The sequence below is a fragment of the Halorubrum sp. CSM-61 genome (genome assembly GCF_003781945.1).
Taxonomy (GTDB): Archaea; Halobacteriota; Halobacteria; order Halobacteriales; family Haloferacaceae; genus Halorubrum.
Genome location: NZ_RJJW01000001.1, coordinates 258667 through 272227, shown reverse-complemented (window position 1 = coordinate 272227; position 13561 = coordinate 258667). Strand labels below are relative to the sequence as shown.

The following is a 13561-nucleotide window of genomic DNA, read 5'->3' as shown; positions in this document are numbered from 1 at the left end:
GCGGTGGGCGGAAGGACGGACTCAGGAGGGGTCGTACGCGACCAGCGACGCCGCCTCGTCCGCGAAGGCGACGGCGTCAGCGTCGAAGGAGTCGGCGTACCGGACCACGAGCGTGAGCAGCCGCTCCGGCTCGGTCAGCGCGTAGCCGTCGGTCCGGTCGAGGAGCCCGGCCTCGTCGAGGTCGGCGGCGGCGGCGCTCACGGTCGGTCGGGAGACGCCGAGGTCTGCGGCCAGCTCCGCGCCGGTCGACTCCGGATCGCGCAACAGCGCGAGGATCATCCCGCGGGGCGTGTCGCGCCGGAGGTACCCGAGCGCGCGCTTATCGAGGTCGTCGAACCGATCGGCCGGGAAGTACCGTCGGAAGTCGGCGTCCTTCGCCGACTCGATCTCGCCGGCCTCCTCCAGCTTCCGCAGGTGGTGCTGCGCCTCGCCGGTCCCGAGCCGGAGGTCGTCGCGGAGCTTCGAGAAGTGAGCGCCCGGCGTCGTCGGCACGTATCCCCGGATCGCCTCGCGGGTCTCGTTGGCGTCGCTTCCGTCGTCTCCGGGCTCGGCGCTCGCGGTCCCGACGAACGGCGCGGCGGCTCCGATGGCGGCGAACCGCCGGAGCGTCTCGCGCTTCCGCCCGTCGATCCCGTCGGTCACGATACGGGATAATCGTCGACTCGACAAAAGCACTTCGTTCGGGGCGGTATCGGACCGTTTCGCGTCTCGGGCGTCGACCGGTGGGTCGCCCGACGGCCGTCCGCGACAACGGCCGAGGACCTCACTCCCGCGGTCAGCTCTCGCGCTCGGTCTCCACGTCGCCGTCGACCGGCTCCTCGTCCATCTCCTGGATGACCTCGTCGGCCGACTTGATGTCCGCGCCGGCGCCGCCGGCCTTGACCGCCTCGGCCTCCTTCTCTAGCTCCTCGACGTCCATCTCCGCGGACTCCTCGATCTGACCGAGGATCTCGTCGATGTCGTCGAGCCCGAGCATCTTGCGCGTGTCGTCGTCGAACTCCTTGCCGTCGAGCCCCTCCATCTCCTGTACGTCGGACCCGGAGAGGGCCTTGCCGTAGCGGCCGACGAGACTCGTCAGCTCCTGCGGGAGCACGAACGTGGTGGACTCGCCCTTTCCGATCTCCTCTAAGGTCTCCATGCCGCGCTCGATGATGGCGCGCTCGCCCATCGACTCCGCGGACCGCGCACGGAGGACCGTCGAAATGGCGTCCCCCTGCGCTTCGAGGATCTGCGACTGCTTTTCACCCTGCGCGCGGATGATGTTCGACTGCTTGTCACCCTCGGCCTGCTCGACCGCGGAGCGGCGTTCCCCCTGCGCTTCGAGGATCATCGCGCGGCGGCGACGCTCGGCGGAGGTCTGCTGCTCCATCGCCTGCTGGACGTCTTTCGAGGGGTTGACCTCGCGGACCTCGACGCTCTCGACGCGGATCCCCCACTCGTCGGTCGGCTCGTCCAGCTCCTTCCGGATCTTCGCGTTGATCTCCTGCCGCTTGTTCAGCGTGTCGTCGAGCTCCATGTCACCGAGGACGGCCCGGAGGGTGGTCTGAGCGAGGTTCGAGACGGCCTTCTTGTAGTCGTCGACTTCGAGGAAGGCCTTCTTGGCGTCCATCACCTTGATGTAGACGACCGCGTCCGCGGTCACCGGCGAGTTGTCCCGCGTGATCGCCTCTTGGCGGGGAACGTCCAGGGTCTGGGTCCGCATGTCGAACGGGTACGTCCGAGAGACGAACGGCGGAATGAGGTTGATCCCGGGTTCGAGCAGCTTCCGGTACTCGCCGAACACGGTGAGCGTCTTCTTCTCGTAGGCGTCGACGATCTCGAACGACTGCCAGAGCGTGACGACCACGAGCAGCAGGAAGAGCAGTCCGACGCTCACCAGGCCGAAACCGAGTTGGAGGGGAATCGGATCCATGCCCCGAAGTTGGGCCAACCCGTTCTTAATACTTCGCCCGACGCCGGACGGGTCCTCGCGAACCGCGTTCCCCGGCCGCCACAGCCGACCCACGCTCCGCAGATAACAAACCCTAAAACCCGGCTCGGCGACCGATCCCGTATGCATTTGCGGTTCGTCGGGCGGCTCGGGCTCGCGGACGCGGTGACGGTGGCGAACGCGGCGGTCGGCTTCCTCGCGGTCGTCGCCGCCGCCGTCGACCCTCGGCTCGCGGCCCGCCTCATCCTGCTCGCCGCGGTCGCGGACGGGCTGGACGGGGTCGTGGCGCGCCACCGCGGCTCCACCGACGCCGGGCCGTACCTCGACTCGCTCGCGGACGTGGCGTCGTTCGGAGTCGCGCCCGCCGCGCTCGTGGCGTTCGTCGTCCTCGACGCGCGCTCGTTCGCGGCCGACCCGACCTTCGTCGCCGCCGGGCTCGGCGCCGCGGCCCTGTTCGTCTCGCTGGCGGTCGCCCGGCTCGGGATGTACACGGCCTACGACGCGGACGAGCGCGAGACGGTGGGCGTGCCGACGACGCTGGCGGCCACCGTGCTCGCCGCGGCCGTTATCGCCGGCTACACCGCCCCCGCGCTGCTCGTGGCGGCGACCGCCGCGTTCGCGCTGCTGATGGGGTCGACCGTCACGTATCCCGACCTCCACGCGCAGGACGCGCTCGTGATGGGAGTCGTGCAGGCGGCCGTGATCCTCACGCCGCTCGGTCACATGGCAACCTCTCTCCTCCCGGCGTGGATCGGCGAGGGGTTCGCGTTCGCGCTGCTGTTCCTCTCCGTGGGCTACCTCGTCCTCGGCCCCCGGTTCTACTGGGGGGACGGGATCCGGTCGCCGAAGGACGTGGGGAACGCGAGAAGCGAGACCGACGCCAAAGACGCCGACACCGTCGAGGATCGCGGCGCTTAGGCCGTCGTCGTATGGGGTGGCGTGAGAACGCGGAATCGGAACGGAACGGGTCGGACCGGACCGAAGTGGATCGCAGAACGAGGGTCGGGGACGTTTCCCGGAACGCCTTACAGCAGGTCTTCGAAGTCCTTGTAGCGGGTGATGTCGACGCCGTCGTCGGTGACGACGGCCACGTTGATCCCGTTACCGGACGCGAGGTCGCGCTCGACGGCGGACTGGATCGCCTTCGCGGCGATATCGGTCGCCTCGTCGACGGTCAGGTCGTCGCGGTACTCCTGTTCTAAGACACCGAGGGCGTACTGGGAACCGGAGCCGGTGACGGTGTACTCCTCCTCGGTGGTGCCGCCGAGGGCGTCGATGGAGTAGATGTGGGCGCCCTCGTCGTCGACGCCGCCCAGGATCGGCTGGACGATGTAGAACGCGCCGGAACGGAGGAGGTTCCCGGTGAGCGTCGACAGCGCCTCCATGGACATGTCCTTGCCGCGGCGGGTCTCGTAGAGACTCGTCTCGGCCTTCAGCGTCGAGATGAGGTTCTGTGCGGCGGAGACGGAGCCGGCGATGGTCAGCGCGCCGCGGGGATGGACCTCCTCGACCTTCTGGACGTCCTTCGAGGAGACCATGCCGCCGAGCGAGGCGCGCATGTCGGTCGCCATCACGACGCCGTCGGCGGTCTTGATGCCGACCGTCGTGGTGCCGGTCTTCATCTCGCCCTCGCCGTCGGCCTGCGCCGCGCGGCGTTCGCTGTGTTCGAACTCGCCGATCTCAGGTCCGAAGACGGGCTGGTCGCGGCCGAGTTCCGCGGCGGGCCCGTCGGAGAGGTCGCCAGTCGGTGTTCGCATTACGCCACCGTAGTCCCGGCGCGCTGATAAAGGCAACCCTTCGGGGACCGACCGCCGGTTCCGACGGGTCTATGCGTCACCGAACGGCCTCGATACCGTTTATATGCGACTCGGCCCGAGAACCGGTACCGAGCTGCGCTTGTTCAGCATACTTCGAGGTGGAGCCTCCGGCCTACTCGCTCCCTCCGGTCGCTCCGTGAGGCCGGAGAGGAAACCGACATGGTACTGAGCAGCCGTTAAGTTGCAGCCTCCCGTACTACCAGTTAGTGCTGTGCTGGCACAAGTCCCGCGCAGTACGGGCCGCAGTAGCCCGGCCCCAAATGGTGGGTTCGTCGACCTCGAAGGGCGTTCGGTAGGCGGGGCGCACAAAACGCCCCGTCGCGTCAACTGACGGCGAGGGCCACATCAAAGCCCCATCACCAGAAATCGGAGATTTCTGGTTAGCAGTCAGAACGCAACGCGTTCTGACGACACCCTCAACGAGCCAGCCCTTCAGGGCGAGCGAAGTAGGGTGGGGTCGGTTACGGAAGTTCGAGGGGAAAGCCTCGCGCTTCAGCGCGGGGATGAATCCGACAACTCCTACGCGAACTATATTCAACGTGCCGGACGGATGTTTTAAGYTGMGTKMYCGTRTATYAAYASTYAWCCGAGGCGGTCTATCCGCCCACTTAATCGGACAATATCGGGATTCCCGACCACACACAGAAAGCACCCTTTCTGTTGTAGTGTTCGGGTACAGTAAGAAGTACCTCTGAATCCCATGCCGGGATAGGAGTACCGGCTGATTGGCACAGCCAGTGGCGGTCACCGGGACAGCTACAAACCGTAAACACCCCAAACCAGCGGTTCGGGACCGTGGGAATCTTCGCCCTTCAGGGCGGAGAGGATGTCAAGCGTATTCGCATCTGGAACGGGCGATCGGTGAAAGGTACCTTTTGATCGAGTGCGAGAGTGGGTATAGCACGTTGTGGGAGCGGTTGTTTATACGTGATCGAGTGGTGTCGCTGGTGGCTGTTTATAAGCGATCGACGGCTCTGCGGTGAAGACCTGCAAAGCCCCAGCCGTGAGGGCGGCGTACGCTCGCTGCGCTCCTCGTCACTCGCGTTGCTCGTTCCTGCGGTGCTTGCATCGCCTACGCCGCCCTCACGGCTGCCCCTTTGAGTCCCATCCCGACCGCTCCGCAACCGCAGCCTCACACCTCCCCAGCCTCGTCGCTCCCTTCGTCGCCGGCGCTCCGCGCCGGCTGCCCGTGGCGCTCCGCGCCACGCTGGTCGCGACTCCCTCGCGCGGTGCTGTCGCCGGCGCTTCGCGCCGGCTTCCAGAGGGACCTTCGGTCCCTCGCGGCTCGGCCGCAGAGCGACCTCGAAGGCACGCGCCACCGCACCGCTTTTATAAGCCGTCGCTGCCACTCACGATCGTTTAAATACTGAATCGCAGCCACCGATCTGCAATACCCACTCCCGTTGTGAATCAGCGCGTCCGTGTCGGCTGACACCGACATAACTCATATAAATTTCGAGACTCATAAAATGAATAATCGGTTAAGCCGGCGTCAGCACGGAGCGCACGCCATTCGTCTGACTCACCTTTATCGGGTTCGCATGCCAACTACTAACACGTCCTATGGATTTCGAAGTCCCCGCTGAGAGCCCGACCGATCGGTTCGAATCGCGCCGGACGGACGAGACGGTCGTTCGGACCGCGCCGGATCGTCCGAACGGCGGCGGCGAGAGGCGACCGGAGGGGCAGTCTGACGACGATCTCGAGGAGCGGACGACCGCCCAGAGACGAGAGATCAGGCGGCTCGAAGCCGAGGTCGAACGCAAGGACGAACAGCTCCGGCGCGTCACCGAACAGTACGAGGACCTGCTGGAGGAGAAGAACCGAAAGCTCGCGGAGGCGTCCGACGCGGACGACGACTCCGACCGACGGACGACCCTTCGCTCGCGGCTCGCGGAGTTCCTCCCCTCGCTCCGGTAGCGCCTCGCGCTCAGCTGCGGGACGATCGCGGCGTCGGGGGGATTTTTGTCCGCGTGTGGCGGAGTCGAAGTCGATGTCACGAGAAGTGGTCTCACACCGCGACGGCCACGTGTACGAGTTCGGCCCGGAGATGGAGCCGACCTACGAGGCGGCCGACGGCGAGTCGCTCACGATCGAGACGATCGACAGCCTGAACGGCGCGATCCAGACCGACGACGACCTGCTGGACGCGATCCCTGAGGAGGTGAACGCCGCGACCGGCCCGATCGCCGTCGAGGGGGCGAGTCCGGGGGACGTGCTCGCCGTCGAGATCGAGGCGGTGCGCGTCACCGAGGACGTCGGTCGCGTCCTCACGGCGCCCGGGTTCGGCCTCTTACAGGACGACCCCGAGATCGAACACCCGGCGACGCGGATCACCGAGGTGAGCGACGCGGCCGGCGAGGCCGGGAGCGGTAACGCCGAGCGCGACGGCGTCGGAGGGAGCGACGGTGACGAGGCCGGCCGGATCGACTTCGAGGGGATCGAGGTCCCGATCGAACCGGTGATCGGCACCATCGGGGTCGCCACCGCCGAGGAGACGATCTCGACGCTCACGCCGGACGACCACGGCGGCAACCTCGACACGACGGACATGACGGCCGGGGCGACCGCGTACTTCCCCGTCTTCCAAGAGGGCGCGATGCTCGCGATGGGCGACTCGAAGGCGGCGATGGCCGACGGGGAGATGTGCGGGACGGGCGCGGAGATCGGCACCGAGATCGACGTGACGCTCTCCGTGATCGAGGACCCGGAGGTCCCCATCGAACGACCGCTCGTCGACACCGGGAACGCGGTCAAGACGGTCGCGAGCGCCGAGACGATGGAGGACGCCGTCGAGCTCGCCAACGGCGACGTCGTGCGGCTGTTGGAACACGAACACGGCTTCTCCCGGACGGAAGCGTACCTCTTCTCCAGTCTGGTCGGCGGGCTAGAGGTGAGTCAGGTGGTCGACCCGCAGGTGACGGCGCGGAACGCGGTCCCGAGCGAGTACCTCTCGATCCCGTTCTGACCGGTCACTCGTCGACCGCGTGCTCGCGCCCCGCGAACCGCCGTGCGGCGTCGCTCAGGCCGGTGGTCGACGAGTTCGCGTTTTTCCCGTTCTCCTCGCTCTCCGCGTCCTCCGCTCGGTTCTCGCTCTCGCGTTCCCCCTTCCCCGGGGCGTCGACGTCTGTGGGCGATCCGCTCTCACCGTCGGTATCGGGCCCAGTCGGGTCGTCCCCGACGCCGACCTCCGCCGGGTCGGCGTCCGGGGGATAGCTCCGCTCGGCCGGGGGGACGAAGGCGGTCTCGACGGCGCGGACGATCTCGCGGACGCTCTCCTCGTCGAGCCGGTCGGCGTACGCCTCGCGGATCAGGTCGGGGACGGCGTAGGCGTAGTGGCCCCTGCCGGCGTGGCGGATGAGCCCCGATCGGCGGATGGGCCGGTGACGGCTGTACGCGTGGCCGGAGTCGCCGTCGCCGCCGGCGTCGATGTGGGCCGCGACGGGGTCGCTCACACCCTCGCGCCGGTAGTGTCGCAGCATCCCCTGTGAGAGCTCCGGAAGCGCCTCGATCCGGCTCCGAAGCTCCTCGATGACGGCCTCGCGGGTGCCGAGCTCGACCGCGTCGTCGAACCGGAGCGCGCTCTCGGCCACGTCCGCACGAGTGACCGGATCGACGTCGTCGACATCGTCGGCGGGAGCGTCGCCGGCCCGAGGATCGGCGTCTGGCGTATCGGCGTCCGGATCGGCGCGCGTGCCGTCGGCGCCGCCGGCCGGCGTGTCGCTCTCCGCGTCGTCGGCGTCGCCGTCGGCCGCCGGGTTCCCGCCGTCCGCGGCCTCGCCGTCGCCCCGCTCGGTCGCGGCGACCGCCTCGTCGTACGACTTGAGGACCGACTGGTCGCCGTCCCCGCCCTCGTCGCTTCCGGGATAGCCGCCGCCGGCGGCGACGGATCGCCCGCCCCCGCTCCGGTAGGGCGCCTCGGCCTTCCCGAGGAGCGCCTGCGCGAACTGGTCGGCCATGTTGCTCAGGTCGCGGGCCTCCTCCAACTCGCGTTCGAGCTCCTGGATGCGCTGGTCCCTCTTGTCGAGCTCCTGTCTGAGATCGGCGATCTCGGACTCGCGGCGCTCCTCCTCGTCGGAGATAGATTGGAGCTCTCCCACGAGGTCGCTGGAGACCGACTTGAGCTCCGGGCGCTCGAAGTCGTCGAGCCCGGGCGTCGCGCCCGCGTCGAACGTCTGCTTGCGGTGGAACTGGATCCGGCGGATCGACTCGTCCCAGTCGGTCATCAGGAAGGCCTCGCCGTCGCCGAGATCCTCGACCGCGCTCGCGTACTTCGAGCCGAGGATTCGCCCCACGACCTTCGTGTCGTTGTCCCACGTGAGCCGGTGCCAGCAGAGCCAGTCGCACTGGGTGATGAAGTCCTTCTTCACGTCGGCCGGGCGCTGGCTGATCCCGACGATGCCGAGGCCGTGCTTCCGCCCGCGCTTGCCGACCTTGATCAGCATCTTGCCCGTCTCGTCCATCCCGCCGCCCTCGGGGATGTACTCGTGACACTCCTCGATGACGAGCAGGAAGGGCTTCTTCATGCGCTTCTCTTTCGCGAACAGCTGTTTGACGACCTCCAAGAGGAGCTCGTTGGCGGTGTCCTCCTCTAAGTACCCGGAGACGTCGAGGATGATCGGGACGTTCTGCTCTAAGGCGAGATTGGCGAGCTTCTCGGCGTGCTCGGGCGAGACGACGATGTCGCACTCGTCGTCGGCGCCGGCGTGGAGGATCTCGTACTCCTCCTTGAGCCCGTAGTACTCCCCGTCGGTGTCGACGATCATCACCGGGAACCCGTTGTCGAGGAGGTTCTCGATGACGACCGACGCCGTGTTGCTCTTGCCCGACCCGCTTTTCCCGGTGATAAAGGAGCGGCCGGTGAGCACGTCGACGACCGGAAGCTCCACCGGCGACCCCGGTTCCGCCGTCGCGTCGCCCCCGATCCCCTCGCTGACGTCCGCGACGTGGATCGCCTCCTGCTCGGTCATACCCGTGACAGGTACCGCCCGCCTCATAAACTATCGGCTCGGAGCGCGTTGGTACCCGCCCCCCGAGAGTTATACGCTCAGCCGACGAGAACTGACGCATGAACACCGACAACACGCTCCTCAACGCGTTCATTGGCGCGGTCGCGACCTTCCTCCTCTCGTTTACGGGGATCGGACCCGTGCTCGGCGGCGCGTTGGCGGGGTACCTCGAGGGCGGCGAGACGAACGACGGCCTCCGGGTCGGCGCGATCTCCGGGGCGATAGCGTCGCTCCCTGTTCTCGGGGTCCTGTTTCTGGTCCTGTTCATCGTCCCGATCGCGCCGGACGCCGGCGTCGCGATCGGGAGCGCCGTGCTCATCCTCGGGATCGTCGCGCTCGCGTTCGCTTACACGATGGGCCTCAGCGCGGTCGGCGGGGTCATCGGGTCGTACGTGAAACGGGAGCTGTAGCGAAGCGACGGTCTGACGCGTGACCTGGCTGTTCCGTCGCGAACGTGCCCGGACGGAATCGCGTCTGCCGTTTATAACTGGGTGAGCCGCGCGGACACCACCGAAGCCCCAGCCGCTCGGCCGGACGTGACCGCTTATAAACCGCTGACCGACACGGACACCACCGAAGCCCCAACCGCGAGGACTCGCGCGACTCGTTGCGCTCCTCAGTCGCTCGCGGTGCTCGCTCCTTCCGGTGCTTACATCGTCGTGCTTCGTCCTCGTGGCTGCCCCTTCGAGTCCCACCCGTCCGCAACCGCACCTCACGCCTCCCCAGCCTCGCGGCTCACGGCTCGCGGCTTCGCCGCTCGCGTTCGCCGCATCCCTCGCGCGGCGCTCCTCGGCCGCGATGCGGCCTCGGAGGCGCGCGCCGCCGCACAGTCGTTTATAAATGGGGCGTCGCGATCGGCCGTCGCGCTCAGTGCTCGCCGCCGGTCCCGCGCCGGTCGGAGTCCAGATCGATATCGAGCTCGTCGAGCAGTTCCTCGGCCTCCTCGCGCTTCTCCTGGTGGTCTTCGAGGAACTCTCTCATGAGCTCCGCGGCCTGCTCCTTGCAGCCGCCGCAGAGGCGTTCGCCGTTGACGCACTCGGAGTAGACGGTCTTCGTCAGCTCGTCGTCGTCGCCCGCGAGCAGGTAGGCGTACAGCTCGTAGACCGGACACTCGTCGGCCTCGCCGCCCAGTTCGCGCTGCTCCTCGGCGGTGTCGCGGCCGCCGGTGGTCGCCGCGCGGACCTTGTCGTAGCCGTCCTCGGGGTCGTCGAGCAGCGAGATGTGGCTCGCCGGGATCGAGGAGGACATCTTCCCGCCGGTGAGCCCGGTCATGAACCGGTGGTAGATCGAGGAGGGCTGCCTGAAGCCGAACCCGTCGTGGTCGATCTCGACCTCGCGGGCGACCGACTCGGCCTCGTTCCGCGTGAGATCGAACGCGTCGACGTGGCCCTCGAACACGCGCTTCTCGCCCTCGACGGCCTCGATCAGCGCCTCGAACGCCTCGTCGGTGGCGTTACGGTCGAAGAACCGGACGCGGGGGCGGAGGGGCTCCTTGCCGCCCGCGCGGAGCTTGTCGAGGGCGGTCGACTTCGCGGCGGCGAGGTCGACGCTCTCCTCGTCGGTCTCCGGCGGCTCGTAATCTGCGAGCCACGCGGCGGCGTCCTCACAGCGCACGTCGGTCTCGGCGGCGTCGACCTCCTCGCCGTCGTGGTCGCTCCCGCCCGCGAGCGCGTCGTAGGCGGCCCGCACCAGTCGGCGCTCGTCGTCGTCGAGCTCGAAGGAGGCGAACGCCTCGGTCACCTTGAAGTAACGCACGCGGGTCGCCAGGTCGCGGGTGAGCCGGACGTGGGGGTCCTGATCGGGGCCGACCGGGATGACGGTGGGCTTCGGCTCGTCGACGAGCTGCGGGTAGAGGATGTCCGCGGTCTGGGTGATCACGCTCTGCATGTGCGAGATGTTGGTCTCGCCGTCGAAGCCGTAGATCGCCTCGAACTCCGAGAAGTTCGCCTTCGACCCGAGCTCGAACCCGAGGTCCTGCACCTCGCGGTTGTCCGACTGGCGGTAGATCTCCCCCTCCTCGGCGTCGAAGCCGAGCGCGAGCAGGCTCAGGAGGTAGTTGCGCGCGTGCTCGTCGATCTCCGACCACGACATCCCGCGGGCGGAGTGCGCCTCTAAGTCGGCGATCAGGCCGAACGCGTCGCCGCCCTGCTGTTGATGCCAGATGATCTCGTCGAACACGAGCTTGTGGCCGATGTGGGGGTCGCCGGTGGGCATGAACCCGGAGAGCGCGGCGAACGGCTCGTCGTTGGCCATCGCCTCGGCCACCGCGTCGTACTCGCGGTGCCCGAAGATGACGCCGCGGCGCATCAGGTAGTGCGGGTCCGCCACGTCGCCGGCGACGTCGTCGAACGCCTCGATGCCGAACTCCTCGAAGAGATCCGCGTAGTCGCCGACCGACGCCGACCCCCACGGGTCGAGCGCGACGTCCTCGGTCGGTTCCGCGCGCTCGGTCCCGCCGTCCGTTCGGGGGCCGTCCACCGGCGGCGTCGCCCCTTCGGGGGTGTCCTCGTCCATACGTCCCCTCCAGTCGGTCGACGCAAAAACCGTTCGCTTGCGCGAGAGGAGTTGCCACGTCGCCGGTCGGGGAGGAGGGACGGAAAATGGACGACGGGCCGGCGCCCCGCGTTCCCACCGACCGAGCGCGCGGGCGTACCGTTATTTGCCACCGGATCGAACGGTGACCCATGTACGACGACCTGCTGGTGCCGACCGACGGGAGCGAGGCGGTCGACCGCGCGCTCGATCACGCGGTCCGGCTGGCGACCGACCACGACGCGACGATCCACGCGCTGTACGTCGTCGACCGACGCATCGCCACCGCGAGCTCTGGCGAGCTCCACGACGAGGTCGTCGCCGACCTCGAGTCACAGGGCGAGGCGGCGGTCGGTGCGGTCGCCGACCGCGCCGCGGAGGCGGGCGTCGACGTCGAGACGCACGTGGTGGAGGGGACGCCGGACACCGAGATCGTCGACTACGCCGACGAGCACGGGATCGACGTGATCGTGATGAGCCCCGAGGGGAAGTCGCCCCGCGAACGGATCCGATCGCTCGGCAGCGTCTCCGACCGCGTGGCCGACGACGCGAGCGTGCCGGTGTTCCTGATCAAGTAGGTTAGGTGGCTGGGCGCACTGACGGGCGAGCATGGAACTCACCGTCCTCGGGTCCGGCAGCGCGATGCCGGTCCCGGACCGCGTGCAGGCGGGCTACCTCCTCGACGACGGCGACCGGTCCCTGCTCGTCGACTGCGGCAGCGGCGTCCTCCAGCGACTGGCCGGCACCGAGACCGGCTACGAGGGGGTCTCGACCGTCCTCCTGACGCACCACCACCTCGACCACGTCTCGGCGCTGCTCCCCCTGATGAAGGCCCGGTGGCTCGCCGGCGAGGAGCACCTGGAGGTCCTCGGCCCGACCGGGACCAAGTCGCTCCTCGACGGCCTGCTCGACGTGCACGAGTACCTCGACGGCCGGATCGATCTGGCGGTCCGCGAGGTGTCGGCGGCGCGGCCCTTCGCGGCGGCCGGGTTCGACGTGGCCGCCCGCGAGACCCGCCACTCGATGGCGGGGTTCGCCTACCGGTTCTCGCCGCCGAGCGCCGACGTCGACCCCGCGGACGGACCGCTCACGCTCTCGGGGGATACGGAGGCGTTCGCGGGCATGGCGTCGTTCGCGGACGGCAGCGATCTCTTGGTCCACGACTGCTCGTTCCCGGACGGGACCGACGTGTCGAACCACCCGAACCCCACGCAGCTCGGCGAGTCGCTCGCGGGCGTCGACGTCGACACGCTACTGTGCTCGCACCTGTACCCGCACACCGGCGGCCGCGAGCGCGAGATGGCCCAGAGCGTGCGGGACGCGGGGTTCGACGGCGACGTGGAGGTCGCCAGCGACGGGCTCCGGATCGCGATCGGCGAGGAGGATTAGCTAGTAATACCACAAAGTTATAAGCCGGCGCGTCGAGGGCTCGCCCATGGCGTTCAGCGACGACCTGCTCTCGGCGGGGGCGGACGTCTGGACGGCCCAGTTCGAGCACCCGTTCGTGCGCGAGCTGGCCGCGGGCGACCTCGACGAGGCGGCGTTCCGACGGTGGCTCGAACAGGACTACCGGTACCTCTTCGACTACGCCCGCACGTACGCCGTCGCGGGCGCGAAGGCGCGCGACGAGGCGGCGATGGCGACGCTCCTCGGCGGGGCCGACGCCGCGTTGAACGGGGAGCTCGACCTCCACCGGTCGTTCGCGGGCGAGTACGGCGTCTCGCCCGACGAGTTGGCCGCCGTCCGGAAGCGTCCGACCTGCGAGGCGTACACGAGCTTCCTCGTTCGCACGGCACACGAGCGCCCCGTGCCGGTCGCGGTCGCGGCGCTGTACCCCTGCATGCAGGGGTACCTCGACGTGGCCGACCACATGGCGGAGCTCGCCGAGGAGGAGCACCGATACACCCCCTTCATCGAGACGTACACGAGCGACGCGTTCCGCGCGGAGACCGCGTCGATGCGCGAGCTCCTCGACGACTACGCGGCGGCGTACCCCGGCCACCGGGACGCGATGCGCGAGGCGTTCCTCACGAGCGCCCGCCTCGAGCTCGCGTTCTGGGAGATGGCGTACGTCGGCGAGGAGTGGGGGCCCGGCGTCGCCGAGGCGACCTCCCGCGTCGGCGAGACGGACGCGGCCGGAGAGCCGCGGACCTGACCGCGAGTCGCAAACGTGACCGGCGGAACGAACGCGGCCGGCGGGACGTAACCGAACCACGTTACGCAACCGCACGATCGACCCCGATATTTAAGCGAACGCGGCGGCTCCGATCGCA

The 13561-nt window shown here is 68.6% G+C and carries 12 protein-coding genes; 7 read left to right on the top strand and 5 right to left on the bottom strand.

The window, feature by feature from the left end; translation table 11 throughout:
- Nucleotides 1–21 precede the first annotated feature (21 nt).
- Both EDM04_RS01410 and EDM04_RS01405 read right to left on the bottom strand, forming a co-directional pair.
- A complete protein-coding gene (locus EDM04_RS01410) occupies nucleotides 22–642 on the bottom strand; it encodes a MarR family transcriptional regulator (protein WP_123619391.1) in 621 nt (206 codons plus the stop codon).
- 133 nt (nucleotides 643–775) lie between these two features.
- Nucleotides 776–1912 (bottom strand): SPFH domain-containing protein, encoded by a 1137-nt coding sequence (locus tag EDM04_RS01405; protein ID WP_123619390.1) that lies wholly within the window; start codon nucleotides 1910–1912, stop codon nucleotides 776–778.
- A 141-nt stretch (nucleotides 1913–2053) separates the two neighbouring features.
- Here EDM04_RS01405 and EDM04_RS01400 point away from each other — a divergent pair, with 141 nt between their 5' ends.
- Complete coding sequence (locus EDM04_RS01400; protein ID WP_123619389.1) at nucleotides 2054–2848, top strand: protein sorting system archaetidylserine synthase; 795 nt, start codon at nucleotides 2054–2056, stop codon at nucleotides 2846–2848.
- 107 nt (nucleotides 2849–2955) lie between these two features.
- On the opposite strand, the gene psmB is transcribed toward EDM04_RS01400, so the two are convergent.
- Nucleotides 2956–3687 (bottom strand): archaeal proteasome endopeptidase complex subunit beta, encoded by a 732-nt coding sequence (gene psmB / locus EDM04_RS01395; protein ID WP_123619388.1) that lies wholly within the window; start codon nucleotides 3685–3687, stop codon nucleotides 2956–2958.
- A 1623-nt stretch (nucleotides 3688–5310) separates the two neighbouring features.
- On the opposite strand from psmB, the gene EDM04_RS01385 reads away from it, so the two are divergent.
- Together EDM04_RS01385 and EDM04_RS01380 are read left to right on the top strand one after the other, a co-directional pair.
- On the top strand, nucleotides 5311–5667 hold the full coding sequence (locus tag EDM04_RS01385; protein ID WP_123619387.1) for a hypothetical protein: 357 nt from the start codon (nucleotides 5311–5313) through the stop codon (nucleotides 5665–5667).
- A 73-nt stretch (nucleotides 5668–5740) separates the two neighbouring features.
- Entirely contained in the window at nucleotides 5741–6715 is a 975-nt protein-coding gene (locus EDM04_RS01380; RefSeq protein WP_123619386.1) for an acetamidase/formamidase family protein, read from the top strand.
- 4 nt (nucleotides 6716–6719) lie between these two features.
- Here the strand turns inward: EDM04_RS01380 and EDM04_RS01375 are convergent, their stop codons facing one another.
- Nucleotides 6720–8717 carry an ATP-binding protein gene (locus EDM04_RS01375; protein ID WP_123619385.1) on the bottom strand — a complete coding sequence of 666 codons (1998 nt, stop codon included), beginning with the start codon at nucleotides 8715–8717 and terminating at the stop codon, nucleotides 6720–6722.
- A 98-nt stretch (nucleotides 8718–8815) separates the two neighbouring features.
- Between EDM04_RS01375 and EDM04_RS01370 the strand changes: the two genes are divergently transcribed.
- Nucleotides 8816–9166, top strand: coding sequence for a DUF5518 domain-containing protein (locus tag EDM04_RS01370; RefSeq protein ID WP_123619384.1), 351 nt, complete (start codon nucleotides 8816–8818; stop codon nucleotides 9164–9166).
- 457 nt (nucleotides 9167–9623) lie between these two features.
- Here EDM04_RS01370 and EDM04_RS01365 read toward each other — a convergent pair whose 3' ends face one another.
- Nucleotides 9624–11270: a tryptophan--tRNA ligase gene (locus EDM04_RS01365; protein WP_123619383.1), complete on the bottom strand. Its 1647-nt coding sequence runs from the start codon at nucleotides 11268–11270 to the stop codon at nucleotides 9624–9626.
- Nucleotides 11271–11440: 170 nt separating this feature from the next.
- On the opposite strand from EDM04_RS01365, the gene EDM04_RS01360 reads away from it, so the two are divergent.
- Genes EDM04_RS01360 through tenA form a run of 3 tightly spaced genes read left to right on the top strand, consistent with a single transcriptional unit; the run spans nucleotide 11441 to nucleotide 13443 of the window.
- On the top strand, nucleotides 11441–11866 hold the full coding sequence (locus EDM04_RS01360; RefSeq protein ID WP_123619382.1) for a universal stress protein: 426 nt from the start codon (nucleotides 11441–11443) through the stop codon (nucleotides 11864–11866).
- A gap of 31 nt (nucleotides 11867–11897) precedes the next feature.
- Nucleotides 11898–12677: an MBL fold metallo-hydrolase gene (locus tag EDM04_RS01355; protein ID WP_123619381.1), complete on the top strand. Its 780-nt coding sequence runs from the start codon at nucleotides 11898–11900 to the stop codon at nucleotides 12675–12677.
- A 46-nt stretch (nucleotides 12678–12723) separates the two neighbouring features.
- The gene (gene tenA / locus EDM04_RS01350; RefSeq protein WP_241154836.1) at nucleotides 12724–13443 is read left to right on the top strand and encodes a thiaminase II; all 720 of its coding nucleotides are present in this window, start codon (nucleotides 12724–12726) and stop codon (nucleotides 13441–13443) included.
- The last annotated feature ends 118 nt before the right edge of the window (nucleotides 13444–13561 follow it).